Origin of the sequence: Haladaptatus sp. R4 (assembly GCF_001625445.1) — an archaeon.
Lineage (GTDB): Archaea > Halobacteriota > Halobacteria > Halobacteriales > Haladaptataceae > Haladaptatus.
The window spans coordinates 647,321-662,268 of sequence record NZ_LWHG01000021.1 but is presented as its reverse complement, the minus strand read 5'-3'; the positions used below and the strand labels follow the sequence as shown (position 1 = coordinate 662,268).

The window sequence follows — 14,948 nt, the reverse complement described above, 5'->3', positions numbered from 1 at the left end:
TGTGCTCGATACCCTCATTCCGCTCTCCCCCAGCCTCACCGACGGCGTCGTGCTCGGGTCGTTCGGCGGGTTGGAAGCCGCCGTGAAAACCGCTACCGGGTGGGTCGGTGTCGTCTTCATCGCCGTCTACTCCTTCCTCATCTCGTTCCTTCTGCCCCTCCCCAGCGAAATCGTCCTCCTTGCACCCCTCGACCTCGGCATCGGGAAAATCGGACGGTACTCGCTCATCATCCTCGTCAGCGGGTTCGGCAAGGCCGCCGGAAGCGTGTTCGCGTTCCACATCGGTCAGGAGGCCAAGGAGTCCGGCCCGGTCATCCGCGCACTCCGCCGTTCGCGGATCGACATCGTGGAATGGTCCGAGCGGAAGACCGTCGGACTCGCCCAACGCTGGGGTTACTTCGGCCTGGCGGGCGCGCTGTGCGTCCCCGGATTCCCCGATACCATCTCCATCTACGCCTTCTCGATCCTGGAGACGGATTACGTGAAGTTCGCCTTGGCGTCCTTTGCGGGCAGCGTCGGACGGCTCGTGTTGGTGTTGCTCATCACCAAAGGCATTCTGTCGGTCTGAACGACGAGAACGGGTGTTGCGAATCGGGTGGCGTTTTGCGGTCGTGAATGGGTCGCTCGGGAGTAAATTCGGGGCTGAAGACGATTTTTCCGTCATGGCGGAAAATCAGCATCCTCTCCCGGCCAAGCGTTTATATACGATAACGAACCTACTGCGTGGTATGCGTTCGACGGCCCACCTCACCCGATTCGCTATGCGCATGCGCCGATAGCGTCGGGTGAATCCTTCTGGGCCGGTCGCGGTCGGTTTTCGGGGGTGAAACCCGTCGATTTCGATTTTCGAGAGCGACCGCTACACGAATATAACGCAGCAGCGACCACATCATCGATGACGAACACGAACACGAACACACGAAATCGGCGGGTTTTACACCCGCAAGGAAGGAGACGATAGTATGAGCCACGACAGTTTTCCCACCGAGGAACCGGCGGTGGTGACGTGTGGACTTCCCTACGCGAACGGGGAACTCCACATCGGACACCTCCGAACCTACGTCGGCGGTGACGTCTACTCGCGCGCCCTCGACACGCTCGGCCAGCGGACGGCCTTCGTTTCGGGGTCCGACATGCACGGTACGCCCGTCGCCGTGAACGCCGAGAAGGAGGGCGTTTCGCCGCGGGAATTCGCGCTTCGCCACCACGAGAAGTACGAAGCGACGTTCCCGAAGTTCAACATCGAGTTCGACAACTACGGCCACACGGACGACGAGACGAACACGGAACTCACCCAGGAAATCGTCCGCAAACTGGACGAGGAAGGGTACATCTACGAGAAAGAGATCAAGGTCGCGTGGGACCCCATCGAGGACGACCCGCTCCCCGACCGCTACGTCGAGGGGACCTGCCCGTATTGTGGTGCCCACGCGCGCGGGGACGAGTGTGACGAGGGCTGCGGACGGCACCTCGAACCCGGCGAAATCGAGGACCCGACGAGCATCCGTACCGGGAACCCGGCGGAGTACCGCGAGCGGACGCACAAGTTCTTCCGCGTCTCGGACCTGCAGGAGTACCTGCAGGGGTTCATCGACCGACTCGAAGGGACGAGCAACGCGAAGAACCAGCCCCGAGAGTGGATCGAGGGCGAACTCCAGGACTGGTGTATCTCCCGCGATATGGACTGGGGAATCGATTACCCTGGTGACGAGGGAGACGAGGTGTCCGAAGACCTCGTGCTCTACGTCTGGGTGGACGCCCCCATCGAGTACATCGCCAGCACGAAGCAGTACACCGAGCGCGTCGGTCCCGACACCTACGACTGGGAGGAGACGTGGAAGGACGCAGGGGAAATCGTCCACATCATCGGACGCGACATCATCCAGCACCACACCGTCTTCTGGCCCGCGATGCTCCACGTCGCGGAGTACAACGAACCCCGCGCCGTCATGGCGAGCGGTTTCGTCAACCTGAACGGCAAGGGCTTCTCGACCAGTCGCAACCGCGCCGTCTGGGCCGACGACTACCTCGACGAGGGCTTCGACCCGGACCTGCTGCGCTACTACCTCGCCACCAACGGCGGGTTCCAGCAGGACGTGGACTTCTCGTGGGACCGGTTCCAGGAGCGCGTCAACGGCGAACTTGTCGGTACCGTCGGCAACTTCGTCTACCGAAGTCTGCTGTTCGCGTCGCGGAACTACGACGGCGCGCCGGACGCCGAGGCGAGCGACGAGGTGACGGAGCGAATCGAGGAAGCCGTGGAGGCGTTCACCGCGGCCGTCAACGACTACTCGCTCAAGGACCTCGGCGACGCCGCGACCGCACTGGCCGGGTTCGGTAACGAGTACATCCAGCGCAACGAACCGTGGAAACTGACCGACGAGGACCCCGAGCGGGCCGAACAGGTCATCTACGACTGCGTACAGGTGTCCAAGGCGCTCGCCGTGCTGTTCGAGCCGATTCTGCCCGGCAAGGCCGAAGCGCTCTGGACGCAACTCGGCGAGGACGGGTCTGTTCACGGAACCGAGGTCGCGGACGCGCTCGAAGCGCCGCGCGGCGACTTCGACAAGCCGACAGAACTGTTCGCCAAGATCGAGGACGAGCGCGTCGAGGAACTGAACGAGACGCTCGATGCGCGTATCGAAGCGGCTACAACCGACGACGAGGAAGACGAAGATGAAACCGTGAGCGACGAAGAACCCATCTCGGACGACAGGATCAGCTTCGACGAATTCCAGGATCTCGACCTCCGCGTCGGCCGCATCGAGTCGGCCGAGGAGATCGAGGGTGCCGACGCACTCCTGCGACTCGAAGTCGATATCGGCAGCGAGACGCGACAGATCGTCGCCGGTCTCAAACAACTCCACGACGTGGACGAGTTGCCGGGAACGAAGATCGTCGTCGTCGCCAACCTCGAAAAGGCCGAACTGTTCGGCGTCGAGAGCAACGGAATGGTTCTCGCGGCGGGCGAGGACGCCGACCTGTTGACGACGCACGCCGACGCCGAACCGGGCACGAAGATCAAGTAACCGAACTCAGAGGTCTTCGACCAAGCCCGCGAAATCTTCCATCGGGAGGATTTCCATCGTCTGCATGTCGAGTCCGTAGCGCTCGATGCACAGCGATGCTCGATACGCCGCATCGCGGTCCTCGGCGTCGATGATGAGCAGGAAGTCGTACTCCCCGAGGATCGCGTAGGTCGATTCGAGGGTCGTCTCGTGCGACTCCAGTTCGTTTCGGATGTCTCCCCAGATCGACGCCAGCTCTTGAACGTTCTGATAGTTCTGCTCGACAGTAACGAGCGACGCGTACTTCGACATATTTTCTCCTTTTGCAGGCGACACAAATATCGATTGTGGCCGGGGTCGCTACGGAATAAACTCGTCTGCGAGTTAACTGTGGGGTTTTTTTGAGTGTCCACACCAATTGCCGTTCATGAGAAATGCGAAAATCGTCTGTACCCTCGGGCCCGCTTCCGATTCTCGGAGCATGGTTCGGGAACTCTCGAACGCGGGAATGACCGTCGCGCGGGTGAACGCGAGCCACGGCTCGCGCGAGGACCGCGCCGAGATCATCGACACGATTCGGAAGGTCGACGAAGCAACCGAGAATCCTCTTTCGGCCATGCTCGACACGCAAGGTCCGGAGATTCGAACGGCGGAAGTGGACGAACCCATCACGCTCGAAACCGGCTCGACGGTTCGGTTCGTGGAGGGTGAGGACGCGACGCCGGAGGAAGTCGGCCTCTCGGTTTCCATCACGAACGCCGAACCGGGGGACACCGTCCTGCTGGACGACGGCCGGATCGAGACGGAAGTCGAGGAGATCGACGGGGACGCCGTCGTCGCACACGTCGTGAGCGGCGGCGACCTCAGCAGCCGAAAGGGCGTCAACGTCCCCGGTGTCGAACTGGGGCTGAGCGTCGTCACCGAGAAGGACAGAAACGACCTGCAACTCGCGGCCGAGAAGGGCGTGGACTTCGTCGCCGCGAGTTTCGTCCGTGACGCGGACGACGTCTACGAGATCAGCAAGGTGCTGGAGGAGTTCGGTGCCGATATCCCCATCATCGCCAAAATCGAGCGGAGCGGCGCGGTCGACAATCTGGAGGAAATCGTCGATGCGGCCTACGGCGTGATGGTCGCGCGCGGCGACCTCGGCGTCGAGTGCCCGATGGAGGACGTGCCGATGATCCAAAAGCGCATCATCCGGACGTGTCAGCAGGCGGGCGTCCCCGTTATCACCGCGACCGAGATGCTGGATTCGATGGTTCACTCCCGTCGTCCAACGCGCGCGGAGGCCTCCGACGTGGCCAACGCCGTCCTCGACGGCACCGACGCCGTGATGCTCTCGGGCGAGACGGCCATCGGCGAGCACCCCGTCCGCGTCGTGGAGACGATGGACAGGATCGTCCGCGAAGCCGAAGGGAGCGACGAGTACGCGGAGACGCTCGAACAGCGCGTCCCCGCCGGTGACGAGACGCGAACCGACGCCATCGCTCGTTCCGCCCGCTATCTCGCCCGCGACATCGGCGCGAGTGCTGTGGTCGCCGCCAGCGAATCCGGGTACACCGCGCTGAAGGTGGCGAAGTTCCGCCCCGGCGTGCCCATCGTGGCGACGACGCCGAACGACCGCGTTCGACGCACGCTCGCCCTGTCGTGGGGCGTCAACGCCCAGTACACCGACCTCGGTCACAGTGTGGAGAACATCGTCGAAGACGGCGTCCAAGCCGCGCTCGATGCCGGGGTCGCCGAAAGCGGCGATACCGTCGTCGTCCTCACGGGAATGATGAGCGAACTCGACGGCTCGGATACGGCGAACATGCTGAAGGTCCACGTCGCCGCCGAAACCATCGCCACCGGACGTAGCGTCGTTCGCGGGCAGGCGGCCGGTCCGGTCGCTCGCTCCTCGACGGCGACCTCCTCGGAGATTACCGACGGCGGGATTCTCGTCCTCGAACCGGACTTCGACGGCGAGTTCACCGGCAATACCGGACGTATCGCTGGTATCGTGGACTCTCGCCCGGGGATGACCGGCTACCCGGCACTGGTCGCGCGCGAACTCGACATCCCGATGATAAGCGGCGCACCGCTCGGCCCGACCGTCGATGACGGCGACGAGGTCACCCTCGACGCCGAACGTGGCGTCGTGTACGAGGGCGACGTCCGCTCCTCCGACCGGTCGTAATTCGGTTTTTTCGTCGTCCGTCTTTTCGTAGCCAACCTTTTGGTTGCCCGTCGCGTATCTTGACGTATGTCCGACTGGAAGTACGACGTGGAGGACGTCGGTGAAGATGCCGACGACACGCCATCCGACATGTTCGCCGAGGAGGAACCCCTCGAACCGGGGTCCCCATCGGCCGAGAACGTGCTGTTCGTTCTCCTCGGTGCTCTTACCGTTCTGTTCGTCTTTCTCCACGCCATCGGGGTCGCGTAACCCACAAACCCTTAATCGTTCGACACCAATCCCCAATCATGGCATCGCCCTTCGATTCGCTCGCGCTCTTGCTCGTCATCGCGGGCGCGGGGCTCACGTTGGCGGAAGCGCTCATTCCCGGCGCACACTTCATCGTCGTCGGCATCGCGCTCCTGCTCGCCGGATTGGTCGCGTTCCTCTTTCCGCCGCTCGCCCAACCGTTCGTGCTCTCGTTCCTCGTCCTCGCGTTCGGCGCGATATCGTTCTACGGCTATCGTCACCTCGACCTCTACGGCGGCAAGGGGTCCGGGAGGACGAAGGACTCGGACTCGTTGAAAGGGACCACCGGCCACGTGACCGAGCGCGTGACGCGTTCGGAAGGACAGGTGAAACTGGACAGCGGCGGTTTCAACCCCTACTACGCCGCCCGAACCATGGACGGCGAGATTCCGGAAGGAACGGAAGTGATGGTCATGGACCCCGGCGGCGGGAACGTCGTCACGGTCGAACCCCTCGATTTCATCGAGGACCCTATCGACCGTGAACTCGCACGCGGGCGGACCGACGCGAACCGAGCGGAGACGGACCGTGCGGAGCGGGAAACCGAGGAGCTGTAATTCTCCCCCCTTTTATTGTCGGATCATATAGGATAAAGTAGCAGAATACTTAACAAGTATGTATCCCAACATCCGAACGTAATGCTGCCCACAATACCCCTGCAGAGCGCCCCATTGACCGGGGGGCTAATGATCGTCGCACTGTTGTTGTTACTGCTCGTTATCGTTACGGTCTGGCAGGCCGTCGAAATCGTGCAGGCGACCGAGAAGCGCGCGCTAACCGTCTTCGGGGAGTACCGAAAACTCCTCGAACCGGGTATCAACTTCGTGCCGCCGTTCGTCAGCAAGACCTACCGCTTCGATATGCGGACACAGACGCTCGACGTGCCGCGACAGGAGGCCATCACGCGCGACAACTCGCCCGTGACCGCCGACGCCGTCGTCTACATCAAGGTGATGGACGCGAAGAAGGCGTTCCTCGAGGTCGAGGACTACAAACGCGCCGTCTCGAACCTCGCCCAGACGACGCTCCGCGCCGTCCTCGGTGACATGGAACTCGACGACACGCTCAACAAGCGACAGGAGATCAACGCGAAGATCCGCCGCGAACTCGACGAACCCACGGACGAGTGGGGGATTCGCGTCGAGAGCGTCGAGGTCCGTGAGGTCAACCCGTCCAAGGACGTCCAGCAGGCGATGGAGCAACAGACCAGCGCCGAACGGAAACGTCGTGCCATGATTCTCGAAGCGCAAGGTGAACGCCGCAGCGCCATCGAGACGGCGGAGGGTGACAAGCAGTCCAACATCATCCGCGCGCAAGGTGAAAAGCAGAGTCAGATCCTCGAAGCACAGGGTGATGCGGTTTCGACCGTGCTTCGCGCGAAGTCCGCCGAGTCGATGGGTGAACGCGCCGTCATCGAGAAGGGAATGGAGACGCTCCAGGCCATCGGCGAGGGCGAGTCCACGACGTTCGTCCTCCCGCAGGAACTCTCCTCGCTGGTCGGCCGCTACGGCAAGCACCTGACCGGCAGCGACGTGAAAGAAGGAGAGTCGCAGTTGGACAGCCTCGACTTCGACGGCGAGACCCGTGAACTGCTCGGTCTCGACGACATCGACGAAATCCTCGGACAGATCGACGAGGAAGCCGAGATGGACGTCGAGGAGATGGAGAAACAGGCACAGGCCATCAAGGAAGGCGAGGACAAGGCCCAAATCAAGAGCGCCGACGAAGTCATCGAGGAGATGGACGCCGAGATGGGCGGCGAGATGGAATCCGACCAAGGCGAGGATTCCGAGTCGAAAGAAGAGACCGAACTCGAAACCGAAGTCGAGTAACCTGCCCTCCCTCCGTTTTTCCGCGTGTCGACTGCGACGCCGTTTTCACACGCCGATACGGCTCACGCCGTGACGGCCGAGTGAACGACGACCGCAGTCCGGATAATGCAATCGTGTCGCGATTTTGATTACTGATGTTTTGATACCTATCGTACTTCTCACCCCGCTCGGAACCACTCGATTGTAATTGTCTCCCAAACGAAGCTGTTTTACGTTCCCCGGTTGTACCGATGTATAGATGGTTAAGCACGGGAACGTCGATGAAAATAAGCGCGCCACCCTCCGCCGCTTTGCGGTTTTGGGGGCTGCCGCGCCGCTCGCAAAGCTCGCCGAGGGGAACCATTCCGGCGGGCAGAGCGAAGCCCGCGACGCGATTGCGGGCTACGTCACGACGACACCGGGCGCACATTTCTCGAAGGTACGCGACGACCTGCAACTCGGCACCGGCGAGACACAACACCACCTCCGGCAACTGGTGGAACTCGGCGTGGTCGAAAGTCACCGGGACGGCGATTACCGGCGTTTCTTCCCGGCCGAGCAGTTCTCCGCGTTCGAACAGGTCGCGTTGGGTTATCTCCGACGGGACACGCCGCGCGGGATGATGATCGAACTGCTCCGCAACCCCGACGCGACCGGCAGTGACCTCGCGGCCGCGCTCGACGTTTCCCGACCGACGGTGAGCAAATACGCCGCCGATTTGGACGAAAAAGGCCTGCTCTCGCGTGAGAACGGCTACGCCGTTCGACACCCGGAGACGCTCATCACGCTGCTGGTCCGCTACGCTGATTCGTTCGATGCGAACGCGGAGCAGTTCGCCGGTGAAGCATCGAATCTGATTTCGTTCGATCCCTGAAAATCGGCCGTTTCTCGATCTCTTACCGTCGTTTCCGTTCCGTTCGGTAGTAACGGCTTTCGGGAAGACGAGTGGATGATGGGCCCGGCCAGTGCCGGGCGGAAAACCGACTGGGACGACGCGTCGCGATTATGCGCTGACTTTCCACGTCGTGGAGGAGGAGTAGCCCCACTTCTCGACTTCCACGTCGAAGTTTCCGTCCGCGATGGCGGTCATGTTCGTGCCGACTTCCTTCGCGGTCAGTCCGAGTTCGTCGCCGATGAGTCGGGACTTGAAGTAGGTTTTTGTCGTGCCGTTTTCACGAAGGTACCGGAGAATTCGCTGTTGTTTGTCAGTAAGCGTCGTCGTACCAGCAGTCGTGGTGCTCATACTACTGTAGAACATGGATACGACCTTAGTGGGTTTGGTACGAGCGGTTAACGCCACGCCCTCTTGTGATTTCTATGAAAATATATGTGAATATAATTCCTCCCACGGGGGTGGTTGGTACGGTTGGTTAACGCCACGTTTCGAGGCGTGTGTCGCTCTGACTCATGACAATCGTGGCCCAGAAGCTACTTACGGTGCGAGGGTGAGACAGTTCCATAATGAGCGGTGGTTCTGTAGAGGTGAGCGTCGTCCTCCCGTCGTACAACGAGGAGACGACCATAGAGAACACCGTCGAGACAACCCTCGACACATTGGAATCGTTTCTCCCTCCAGATAGTTTCGAAGTGATCGTTGCCGAAGATGGCTGTGACGACCGAACGCCGGAAATCGCAGACCGAATGGCGGCCCAGGACGAACGGGTTCGCCACTTCCACAGTGACGAACGGTTGGGACGCGGGGGAGCATTGAATCACGCATTCGAAGAGTCAAACGGAGAGACACTCGTCTACTTCGACACTGACCTCGCGACGGACATGCGACATCTCGAAGAGTTGGTCGAGAGCGTCCGTTCCGGCGAATACGACTTCGCGACGGGGTCGCGGTGGATGCCCGAAAACGTCGCCGACCGCCCGGCGAAACGTGACGTTGCGAGCCGTGGTTTCAACGGGCTGACGCGTCTGTTCCTCCGTTCGGACCTTCGTGACCACCAGTGTGGGTTCAAGGCGTTCGACCGGACCGCCCTGTTCGACGTACTCGCGGACGTCGGGGACAACCACTGGTTCTGGGACACGGAAGTCCTCGTTCGGGCACAGCGCAAGGGCTACAAAATCAAGGAGTTCTCCGTGGACTGGACGCCGAAGGGCGACACGAAAGTGGACCTCGTCCGCGACGTGTTCGGCATGGGGAGTCAGATCGGTCGCTGTTGGTGGGAGTTCACCGTCGCGCCGCGAATCACCCGCGGCGTCTCCATCGCCGTCGGGATCCTGTTGACCATCATCGCCGTCGCGCTGATGGGTCGGTATCTCCCGCTCGGGAAGGTGCTCGACCAGATGGAGCACGCGAACCTCGCACTGGTCGCTCTCGCGGCCGTGGTGTACGTGTTCTCGTGGCCGCTCCGCGGCGTTCGATACAAGAACATCCTCGAAAAACTCGGTTACACCGAAAGCACCGGTTTCCTCACCGGCGCGATATTCATCAGCCAGACCGGGAACCTCGTGTTCCCCGCCCGACTCGGTGACGGTGTCCGTGCCTACGTGATGAAGGCCCGGCGCAACATCCCGTACCCGTCCGGCTTTGCGTCGCTCGCGGTCGAACGGGTGTTCGACCTGCTGACGATAACCGTCCTCGCCGGTGTCGTCCTCATCGGACTGACCGTAACGGGACAGGCGGCCACCATCGTACAGGCCGTCACCGGTGCGAAGCACGCGGAGGCAGCGCGAACGGCGGTGTACGTCGCCGCCGGTGTCGGCGTCCTCGCAATCGCGGCAGTCGCCGTCATCATCGCCAGCGCGCGCTCGGACAGCAACCTCGTCCGTTCGTTCGTCACGCGGGTTAGTTCCGACTCGTACGCGAACCACATCGCGGGCATCGTGGAGCGCTTCACCGGTGACGTGCAGATGGTCGCAAACGACCGGGAAGCCTTCGCGAGCGTCGGTCTGAGCAGTCTCGCGATCTGGTCGCTCGACGTGCTGACGGCCATCCTCGTGCTGACCGCGTTCCGCGACGTGTCGCTGACCCTCGTCACGCTTGTCGCCGTCGGTTTCTTCGCGGTCAGCGTCGGCAACCTCGCCAAGGTCCTTCCGCTGTCACCCGGCGGCGTCGGCCTGTACGAGGCCGCGTTCACGGTCTTCGTCGCGGGTCTGACTCCGATCCCGTGGGAGGTCGCACTCGGCGCGGCTATCGTCGACCACGCGGTGAAGAACGTCGTCACGCTCGTCGGCGGCGTCGGGTCGATGTTCTCGCTCAACGTCTCGCTGACCCAAGCGGTCGAAGAGGGTCGCGACGTGTCGGTCGAGGAACCGGCCTCGCTCGACGATTAATAGAATTCGGTGACGAACGGGGCGAGCGCCCCCGCCACCGCGTGTTCCAACGCTTCTTGTCGGTCGATGATTCCGTCCGTGAGCGCCCCCGCCGCACCCTGCTTTTTCGCCACGTCGTCCTCGCCGAGGGTGTCGTCCATCACCGGTCCGAGTTCCTCGCCGTCCCGTATCCGTTCGGCGACCGATTCCGGAAGCTGTAGTCGCGGTCCGGCACCGTGTCCTATCGTCTCTCCGTTCGTCACGGCGGCCCACATGATGAGATACAATCCGTCCGTTCCCGAAACTTCGGCGACGCCGCCTTCCAAACCGACGCCGAGGTCGTACTCGCCGGAACGGACGACTCGCCGGGCGCGATTCTCCGCTCCCTCGACGGTCTCTCCTTCTCCGAACGGTTGTTCCGCGACCCCCGACTCGACGGGGACGGATTCGACGCTCGCGTCGAATCGCCCGCCGAGGGCGGCTTCCACTGCAGCCACTTTCACTGGGTTTCCACTGCCGACTCCGATTCGCATGGTCGTCGTCTCTCGTCCGCCGACTTGGTGATTGCTACTCAGTCGTTTGACTCGACGGCGTCCGGGTGCAGTATCCGGGTCATCGTCTCGATGCCGTCGAGCAGTCGCGGACTCGGCTGATTCAACAGCGAGTCATCGAGGACGTGGACGGTATTGTTCTCGACCGCCGGAATTCCCCACTCTCGGTCGAGGACGGCCTCGGGGTCGCTCTCGCTCCCCTCGGCCGCAAACGTGGAGGAACACGTGTTCCGGGTTCGCCGCCTCGACATCCGCCGAATCCACTTCGCGGGAGCGCTCCCCCGCTGACAGAAACGGATACTCCCCTCCAGCGGCCCGCACCGCGTCTGGAACCCAGTTTCCGGCGGCGGTCGGTGGCTCTGACCACTCCTCGCAGTAGACGGTCGGTCTCGGCCGCCCGCGTACCAGTCGGCGAACGCGTTCGATACGACTCCGGGCACGCCACGCGAGGTCGTTTCCCGCTTGCGGTTTCCCGAGTGCCCGGCCGACCGTCGCGAACGAGTTCGACGAGCGTCGCGAGCGTTCGCGGGTCGACGTGGACGACGCGGTAGTCACGGTCGCGGAGTTCGTCGCGCACGTCCGCTTGTAACGAGTCCGTCGTCACGACGAGGTCAGGGTCACACGCTCGGATCGCCTCGTAATTCGGGTTCAGCCACCCGCCGACCGCGGGAACGTCGTCCGAATCGACTCGGCAGTGGTGCGTGACGCCGACGAGCAGGTCCGTCGCGTCGAGTTCCCGTACGATTTCGGTGACACTCGGTGCGAGCGACACGACGCGGTTTGACTCCATGGGACTCGATTCGTTCCGGTGTGAGTAAACAGTTCGTTACCGGCCGGTAATCCCTTCTTAAACATTTCGCTCGGTTGACGCCAAACGGCGACTTCACGCCCCGTGTGACTGTTTCACGAACTCACGGGGCGTCAAAAACGAATTCTTTAAGTACCTTTCGTCATAACCACGAGTTAAGACTGCGGTATCCGGGTTTTTCGGGATTAACCTGCCCGGTAGCCGACGCTCCCTCTGAGGAGGTACTGCACATGCAAAACACGAGTATTCGAACGAGAAGCAACGAATCCGAAGTAGAGAAAAGCGGGCAGAAAGGCCAAACCTGCCCCGAATGTAGCGGAAAGCTCATCGCGGACTCCGGCCACGGCGAAACCATCTGTCAGGACTGTGGTCTGGTCGTCGAAGTGGACAACGTCGACCGCGGCCCGGAGTGGCGCGCATTCGACGCCAAGGAGAAAAACGAGAAGTCCCGCGTCGACGCGCGACGACGAACACGATGCACGACAAGGGGCTCTCGACCAACATCGACTGGCGAAACAAGGACGCCTACGGTAACTCGCTCGGTTCCCGCCAGCGCGAGAAGATGCAGCGACTCCGCAAGTGGAACGAGCGCTTCCGCACCCGCGACAGCAAGGAGCGCAACCTGAAACAGGCGCTCGGCGAAATCGACCGCATGGCGAGCGCGCTCGGCCTCCCGGACAACGTCCGCGAGATGGCCAGCGTCATCTACCGCCGCGCGCTGAACGAGGACCTCCTGCCGGGCCGTTCCATTGAGGGCGTTTCGACCTCGTGTGTGTACGCCGCCGCCCGACAGGCCGGTGTGCCGCGCAGTTTGGACGAGATTTCCGAGGTCAGCCGAGTCGAGAAGAGCGAAGTCGCACGAACCTACCGCTACGTCGTGCGCGAACTCAGCCTCGAAGTCAAACCCGCAGACCCCGAGAGCTACGTCCCACGATTCGCGTCCGGACTCGAACTCTCCGACGAGGCGGAACACCGCGCCCGCGAACTCCTCCGCAACGCGAAGGAACAGGGCGTTCACAGCGGGAAATCGCCCGTCGGACTCGCCGCGGCCGCCGTCTACGCCGCCGCGCTGTTGACCAACGAGAAGACCACGCAGGCCGAGGTCAGCGACGTGGCCGACATCAGCGAAGTCACCATCCGAAACCGCTATCACGAATTGCTCGAAGCCGAAGAAGGAACCGTCGCGCTGTAGACGAGTTTGAAAAGAGGTTTTTACGCCCCGCCGATACATTCAGGAAGCTACTGCAATGGAAACCGAGCACGAGATTCACGTCGGTGATGCACGCGACAACTCGCTTCCCGACGATTCGATGGATCTCGTCGTCACGTCGCCCCCTTATCCGATGATCGAGATGTGGGACGACCTGTTCGGCGAGGTGAACTCCGCCATCGAAACCGCGCTGGAGCGAGGCGACGGCGATACCGCATTCGAGTTGATGCACGACGAACTCGACGCCGTCTGGGCCGAAGTCACCCGCGTGTTGAAGCCCGGCGGAATCGCGGTGGTAAACGTCGGCGATGCGACGCGGAAGGTGGACGGAACCTTCCAGTCGTTTCCCAATCACGCCCGAGTGCTCCGCCACCTCCGCGAGCGTGGACTCAAACCCCTCCCCGACATCCTCTGGCGCAAGCCGTCGAACCGCCTGACGAAGTTCATGGGGTCGGGGATGCTCCCGCCGAACGCGTACACCGCGCTCGAACACGAATACCTCCTCGTCTTTCGTAACGGCGACACCCGCGAATTCGAACCCGGTATCGACCACCGCTACGAGTCGGCGTACTTCTGGGAGGAGCGAAACGAGTGGTTTTCCGACCTCTGGACCAACGTCCGCGGCGAGGAGCAGTTGCTGGACCACGGCGACCTCCGCGAGCGCTCGGCGGCGTTCCCGTTCGAACTCCCGTACCGCCTTATCTCCATGTTTTCCGTCTACGGCGACACGGTTTTCGACCCGTTTTGGGGGACCGGAACCACCTCACTCGCCGCGATGGTCGCCGGGCGCAACTCCGTCGGTTACGAACTCGAAGCCGACTTCACGGAACTGTTCGCGGAGCGGGTCGCCGCCGTAGAGGACCTCTCACGCGAGATCGTCAGCGAACGACTCGACGACCACCGCGAGTTCGTTTCCGACCACGACGGAACCCTCAAATACGACGCTCGTAACTACGACTTCCCCGTCAAGACCGCCCAGGAACGGGACATTTTGCTGTACGATGTGAACGACGTGGAACGCGACGGGACGCGATTTTTCGCCACACACGAACCGTACTCCGAGTAGTCTTTTATTCACCGACGCGAATTCGAGGCCATGAACTTCGATTCCTTCTCGCTCGCCGTGAGCACGGCCGACCTCGGCGACGAACCTCCTGCCCGCGACCACGCCGACCTCGTGGAGTTTCGAATGGACCTCGCGGACGACCCGCTCCCGTCGCTGTCCGCCTACGACGGCGACCTTCCCCTCATCGCCACCAACCGCGCCGCGTGGGAGGGCGGCGAAGCAACGGGTGACGAGCGACTGGACGACCTGGCTGAAGCGGTCGAGCATCCGTCGGTCGTCGCGGTGGACGTCGAACTCGAAACCCTGCTCATGGAGCAGGGTAAGGAGGCCGCCGCTCACGCACGCGACAACGACGCGCTCGTCGTCGCTTCGGTCCACGATTTTGAGGCGACGCCCTCGCAGAAACGGATGCGCGAACTGCTCGAAAACTGCACCGACCACGCCGACGTGGGAAAACTCGCCGTCACCGCCCACTCCCGTTCGGACGTGCTCGACGTACTCCGCGTGACGGACCTCCTCACTGAACACGGCCGAACCGTCGCCACCCTCGCCATGGGCGAAGTCGGCCGCCACTCCCGGGCCGTCGTCCCCATCTACGGGTCGAAAATCGGCTACGCACCCCTCTACCTGGCCGACGCGACCGCACCGGGACAGTACGATTTGGCCACCCTGTCGCGGCTCGTGGACGAGTTGGGAGGGAAATAGCTCGGGAGACGCCTCCTCTCTATCCCACGACCGTCGGCGCGACGATTCGATTGTCACAGGTCAG

General features: G+C 62.5%; 13 protein-coding genes and 2 pseudogenes. 11 read left to right on the top strand and 4 right to left on the bottom strand.

What is annotated here, in order from left to right; genetic code table 11:
* Window position 1: 1 nt before the first annotated feature.
* Both A4G99_RS12905 and metG read left to right on the top strand, forming a co-directional pair.
* The gene (locus tag A4G99_RS12905) at window positions 2-568 is read left to right on the top strand and encodes a YqaA family protein (RefSeq protein WP_066144241.1); all 567 of its coding nucleotides are present in this window, start codon (window positions 2-4) and stop codon (window positions 566-568) included.
* A 394-nt stretch (window positions 569-962) separates the two neighbouring features.
* Window positions 963-3,029 (top strand): methionine--tRNA ligase, encoded by a 2,067-nt coding sequence (gene metG, locus A4G99_RS12900; protein WP_066144238.1) that lies wholly within the window; start codon window positions 963-965, stop codon window positions 3,027-3,029.
* Window positions 3,030-3,035: 6 nt separating this feature from the next.
* On the opposite strand, the gene A4G99_RS12895 is transcribed toward metG, so the two are convergent.
* Entirely contained in the window at window positions 3,036-3,320 is a 285-nt protein-coding gene (locus A4G99_RS12895; RefSeq protein WP_066144235.1) for a GYD domain-containing protein, read from the bottom strand.
* A 115-nt stretch (window positions 3,321-3,435) separates the two neighbouring features.
* Here A4G99_RS12895 and pyk point away from each other — a divergent pair, with 115 nt between their 5' ends.
* From pyk to A4G99_RS12870, 5 genes are all read left to right on the top strand, one after another.
* Window positions 3,436-5,184: a pyruvate kinase gene (gene pyk / locus A4G99_RS12890; protein WP_066144233.1), complete on the top strand. Its 1,749-nt coding sequence runs from the start codon at window positions 3,436-3,438 to the stop codon at window positions 5,182-5,184.
* A gap of 66 nt (window positions 5,185-5,250) precedes the next feature.
* Window positions 5,251-5,433, top strand: a complete 183-nt coding sequence (locus A4G99_RS12885; protein ID WP_066144230.1) for a hypothetical protein — start codon at window positions 5,251-5,253, stop codon at window positions 5,431-5,433.
* Window positions 5,434-5,471: 38 nt separating this feature from the next.
* The gene (locus A4G99_RS12880; protein ID WP_066144228.1) at window positions 5,472-6,029 is read left to right on the top strand and encodes an NfeD family protein; all 558 of its coding nucleotides are present in this window, start codon (window positions 5,472-5,474) and stop codon (window positions 6,027-6,029) included.
* 81 nt (window positions 6,030-6,110) lie between these two features.
* Complete coding sequence (locus tag A4G99_RS12875; protein WP_066144225.1) at window positions 6,111-7,304, top strand: SPFH domain-containing protein; 1,194 nt, start codon at window positions 6,111-6,113, stop codon at window positions 7,302-7,304.
* A gap of 238 nt (window positions 7,305-7,542) precedes the next feature.
* Window positions 7,543-8,157, top strand: a complete 615-nt coding sequence (locus tag A4G99_RS12870; protein WP_066144222.1) for a MarR family transcriptional regulator — start codon at window positions 7,543-7,545, stop codon at window positions 8,155-8,157.
* Window positions 8,158-8,286: 129 nt separating this feature from the next.
* Here A4G99_RS12870 and A4G99_RS12865 read toward each other — a convergent pair whose 3' ends face one another.
* Window positions 8,287-8,526 (bottom strand): hypothetical protein, encoded by a 240-nt coding sequence (locus tag A4G99_RS12865; protein ID WP_066145204.1) that lies wholly within the window; start codon window positions 8,524-8,526, stop codon window positions 8,287-8,289.
* Window positions 8,527-8,744: 218 nt separating this feature from the next.
* Here A4G99_RS12865 and A4G99_RS12860 point away from each other — a divergent pair, with 218 nt between their 5' ends.
* A complete protein-coding gene (locus A4G99_RS12860) occupies window positions 8,745-10,565 on the top strand; it encodes a flippase-like domain-containing protein (RefSeq protein ID WP_066144219.1) in 1,821 nt (606 codons plus the stop codon).
* On the opposite strand, the gene yjjX is transcribed toward A4G99_RS12860, so the two are convergent.
* Both yjjX and A4G99_RS29840 read right to left on the bottom strand, forming a co-directional pair.
* Window positions 10,562-11,077: an inosine/xanthosine triphosphatase gene (gene yjjX / locus A4G99_RS12855; protein ID WP_066144216.1), complete on the bottom strand. Its 516-nt coding sequence runs from the start codon at window positions 11,075-11,077 to the stop codon at window positions 10,562-10,564. The genes A4G99_RS12860 and yjjX overlap by 4 nt on opposite strands.
* Before the next feature lie 132 nt (window positions 11,078-11,209).
* Window positions 11,210-11,885, bottom strand: a pseudogene (locus A4G99_RS29840) (helical backbone metal receptor).
* A gap of 248 nt (window positions 11,886-12,133) precedes the next feature.
* Here A4G99_RS29840 and A4G99_RS12845 point away from each other — a divergent pair.
* The 3 genes and pseudogenes from A4G99_RS12845 (at window position 12,134) to A4G99_RS12835 (ending at window position 14,884) form a co-directional block, all read left to right on the top strand.
* Window positions 12,134-13,095 (top strand): annotated as a pseudogene (locus A4G99_RS12845) (transcription initiation factor IIB family protein).
* A gap of 55 nt (window positions 13,096-13,150) precedes the next feature.
* Window positions 13,151-14,179, top strand: coding sequence for a site-specific DNA-methyltransferase (locus A4G99_RS12840; RefSeq protein ID WP_066144213.1), 1,029 nt, complete (start codon window positions 13,151-13,153; stop codon window positions 14,177-14,179).
* Between the two features lie 30 nt (window positions 14,180-14,209).
* On the top strand, window positions 14,210-14,884 hold the full coding sequence (locus A4G99_RS12835; protein ID WP_066144209.1) for a type I 3-dehydroquinate dehydratase: 675 nt from the start codon (window positions 14,210-14,212) through the stop codon (window positions 14,882-14,884).
* Window positions 14,885-14,948 lie beyond the last annotated feature (64 nt).

Excerpts from the sequence above, each read along its gene's own strand:
- metG (WP_066144238.1), top strand. The coding sequence starts at position 963 with ATGAGCCACGACAGTTTTCCCACCGAGGAACCGGCGGTGGTGACGTGT.
- A4G99_RS12895 (WP_066144235.1), bottom strand. The coding sequence starts at position 3,320 with ATGTCGAAGTACGCGTCGCTCGTTACTGTCGAGCAGAACTATCAGAAC.
- pyk (WP_066144233.1), top strand. The coding sequence starts at position 3,436 with ATGAGAAATGCGAAAATCGTCTGTACCCTCGGGCCCGCTTCCGATTCT.
- A4G99_RS12885 (WP_066144230.1), top strand. The coding sequence starts at position 5,251 with ATGTCCGACTGGAAGTACGACGTGGAGGACGTCGGTGAAGATGCCGAC.
- A4G99_RS12880 (WP_066144228.1), top strand. The coding sequence starts at position 5,472 with ATGGCATCGCCCTTCGATTCGCTCGCGCTCTTGCTCGTCATCGCGGGC.
- A4G99_RS12875 (WP_066144225.1), top strand. The coding sequence starts at position 6,111 with ATGCTGCCCACAATACCCCTGCAGAGCGCCCCATTGACCGGGGGGCTA.
- A4G99_RS12870 (WP_066144222.1), top strand. The coding sequence starts at position 7,543 with ATGGTTAAGCACGGGAACGTCGATGAAAATAAGCGCGCCACCCTCCGC.
- A4G99_RS12865 (WP_066145204.1), bottom strand. The coding sequence starts at position 8,526 with ATGAGCACCACGACTGCTGGTACGACGACGCTTACTGACAAACAACAG.
- A4G99_RS12860 (WP_066144219.1), top strand. The coding sequence starts at position 8,745 with ATGAGCGGTGGTTCTGTAGAGGTGAGCGTCGTCCTCCCGTCGTACAAC.
- yjjX (WP_066144216.1), bottom strand. The coding sequence starts at position 11,077 with ATGCGAATCGGAGTCGGCAGTGGAAACCCAGTGAAAGTGGCTGCAGTG.
- A4G99_RS12840 (WP_066144213.1), top strand. The coding sequence starts at position 13,151 with ATGGAAACCGAGCACGAGATTCACGTCGGTGATGCACGCGACAACTCG.
- A4G99_RS12835 (WP_066144209.1), top strand. The coding sequence starts at position 14,210 with ATGAACTTCGATTCCTTCTCGCTCGCCGTGAGCACGGCCGACCTCGGC.